Source organism: Arthrobacter sp. Hiyo1, assembly GCF_001263615.2.
Classification (GTDB): domain Bacteria; phylum Actinomycetota; class Actinomycetes; order Actinomycetales; family Micrococcaceae; genus Arthrobacter.
In genome coordinates this window covers 808,287-810,570 of record NZ_DF952469.1, presented here as the reverse complement: position 1 = coordinate 810,570, position 2,284 = coordinate 808,287, and the positions used below count along the sequence as shown (strand labels likewise).

General features: G+C 62.7%; 1 protein-coding gene and 1 pseudogene. Both read left to right on the top strand.

What is annotated here, in order from left to right; all coding sequences use genetic code 11:
* Nucleotides 1-252, top strand: a pseudogene (locus AHiyo1_RS25470) (ABC transporter substrate-binding protein); the annotation flags it as partial.
* A gap of 296 nt (nucleotides 253-548) precedes the next feature.
* Nucleotides 549-2,177, top strand: coding sequence for a chaperonin GroEL (groL, locus tag AHiyo1_RS08005; protein ID WP_059388204.1), 1,629 nt, complete (start codon nucleotides 549-551; stop codon nucleotides 2,175-2,177).
* Nucleotides 2,178-2,284: the final 107 nt, after the last annotated feature.

Here is a 2,284-nt window from a genome sequence, read left to right as displayed (position 1 = left end):
ACCACTGTGTCCGGCGGAGTGCGTCCGGCGTCGGGCGATGCGGCAACGAAAGAACGTACGTCTTGTGCCTCATACAAGGACTGCGTCGAGGTGCTGAAGGGGGCCAAGCTCCCGGATTACGACGGCGAGTCCGGCACCATCGGGTTCGACGCCAACGGGGACGTTACCTCGTCCAATTACATGGTCTTCACCTACGGGGCTGACAACACTGCGCGGGTCAGTGGCAAAGAGACGGCCTCCCGGACTCCGTGACGGCTTGTGCCCGTAGCGAATTCCCTGGGCGTGGCGAGTAGTTTCCGGCTCTTCCTGCTTGCACTCTCCTCGGGTGAGTGCTAATTATTGATTAGCACTCTCAGGCATTGACTGCTAATCCTTCACGGCTCCGGCCGTATGGAAATGGTGGCGGTGCCTGGGGGAACAAAGAAAACCTTGCTGGGGTGAGATCCGGAGCACGCGGCGTACAGAGGCCGAATGTGAAGGATCGTCCGTCGCGGGCACCGCAGTGAAGGCACCTTCTTAACGACTGTCCCGAAAGGACTACCGCCGTTATGGCCAAGATCATTGCATTTGATGAAGAGGCACGCCGCGGTCTCGAGCGGGGTCTGAACATCCTCGCCGACGCCGTCAAGGTCACCCTCGGCCCGCGTGGACGCAACGTCGTCCTCGAAAAGAAGTGGGGCGCCCCCACGATCACCAACGATGGTGTTTCCATCGCCAAGGAGATCGAGCTGGACGATCCTTACGAGAAGATCGGCGCCGAGCTGGTCAAGGAAGTTGCCAAGAAGACGGACGACGTCGCTGGCGACGGCACCACCACCGCCACCGTCCTGGCCCAGGCTCTCGTCAAGGAAGGCCTGCGCAACGTAGCTGCCGGCGCCGACCCGCTGTCCCTCAAGCGCGGCATCGAGAAGGCTGTTGACGCCGTCATCCGTGAGCTGCTCGCCTCCGCCAAGGAGATCGAGACCAAGGAAGAGATCGCAGCCACGGCTTCCATCTCTGCCGGCGACACCGAAATCGGTAACCTCATTGCTGAAGCCCTGGACAAGGTTGGCAAGGAAGGCGTCATCACGGTCGAGGAATCCAACACCTTCGGCCTGGAGCTTGAGCTCACCGAAGGCATGCGCTTCGACAAGGGTTACATCTCCGCTTACTTCGTCACCGACGCAGAGCGCCAGGAAACGGTCCTCGAAGACCCGTACATCCTGATCGTCAACTCCAAGATCTCCAACGTGAAGGAACTCGTTGCGGTCCTGGAGAAGGTCATGCAGTCCAACAAGCCGCTGCTGATCATCGCCGAAGACATCGAGGGCGAGGCCCTGGCCACCCTGATCGTCAACAAGATCCGTGGCACCTTCAAGTCCGTTGCCGTCAAGGCTCCGGGCTTCGGTGACCGCCGCAAGGCACAGCTCGCCGACATCGCGATCCTCACCGGTGGCCAGGTCATCTCCTCGGAGGTCGGCCTCAGCCTCGAGAACGCAACCCTCGAACTGCTCGGCAACGCCCGCAAGGTTGTTGTCACCAAGGACGAGACCACCATCGTCGAAGGTGCCGGCGACGCCGACGCCATCGCCGGCCGCGTGGCGCAGATCCGTGCCGAGATCGAGAACTCCGATTCCGACTACGACCGCGAGAAGCTGCAGGAGCGCCTGGCCAAGCTGGCCGGTGGCGTTGCAGTCATCAAGGCCGGTGCCGCAACCGAGGTAGAGCTCAAGGAGCGCAAGCACCGCATTGAGGACGCAGTCCGCAACGCGAAGGCTGCCGTTGAAGAAGGCATCGTCGCCGGTGGTGGCGTTGCCCTCATCCAGGCCGGTGCCAAGGCATTCGCCAACCTGCAGCTCGAAGGCGACGAAGCAACGGGCGCCAACATCGTCCGCGTTGCCATCGACGCTCCGCTCAAGCAGATCGCTTACAACGCCGGCCTTGAGCCGGGCGTTGTTATCGACAAGGTCCGCGGCCTGCCGTCGGGTCACGGCCTGAACGCTGCAACCGGCGTTTACGAGGACCTGCTGGCTGCCGGCGTCAACGACCCCGTAAAGGTCACCCGCTCGGCTCTCCAGAACGCTGCCTCCATCGCTGGTCTGTTCCTGACCACCGAGGCCGTTGTTGCCGACAAGCCGGAGAAGAACGCTCCGTCTATGGGTGGCGGCGACGACATGGGCGGCATGGGCGGCTTCTAGCCCCGCTGTAGCTCACCAGCCACACGCACGACGGCGGTCCCCACTTCGGGTGGGGGCCGTCGTCGCCGTTTAACGACGCTCGCTCACGTATGTCGGGTTTTGGGCGG

What these genes read in the sequence shown, in the direction of transcription:
- groL (WP_059388204.1), top strand. Translation starts at nt 549, where the DNA reads ATGGCCAAGATCATTGCATTTGATGAAGAGGCACGCCGCGGTCTCGAG.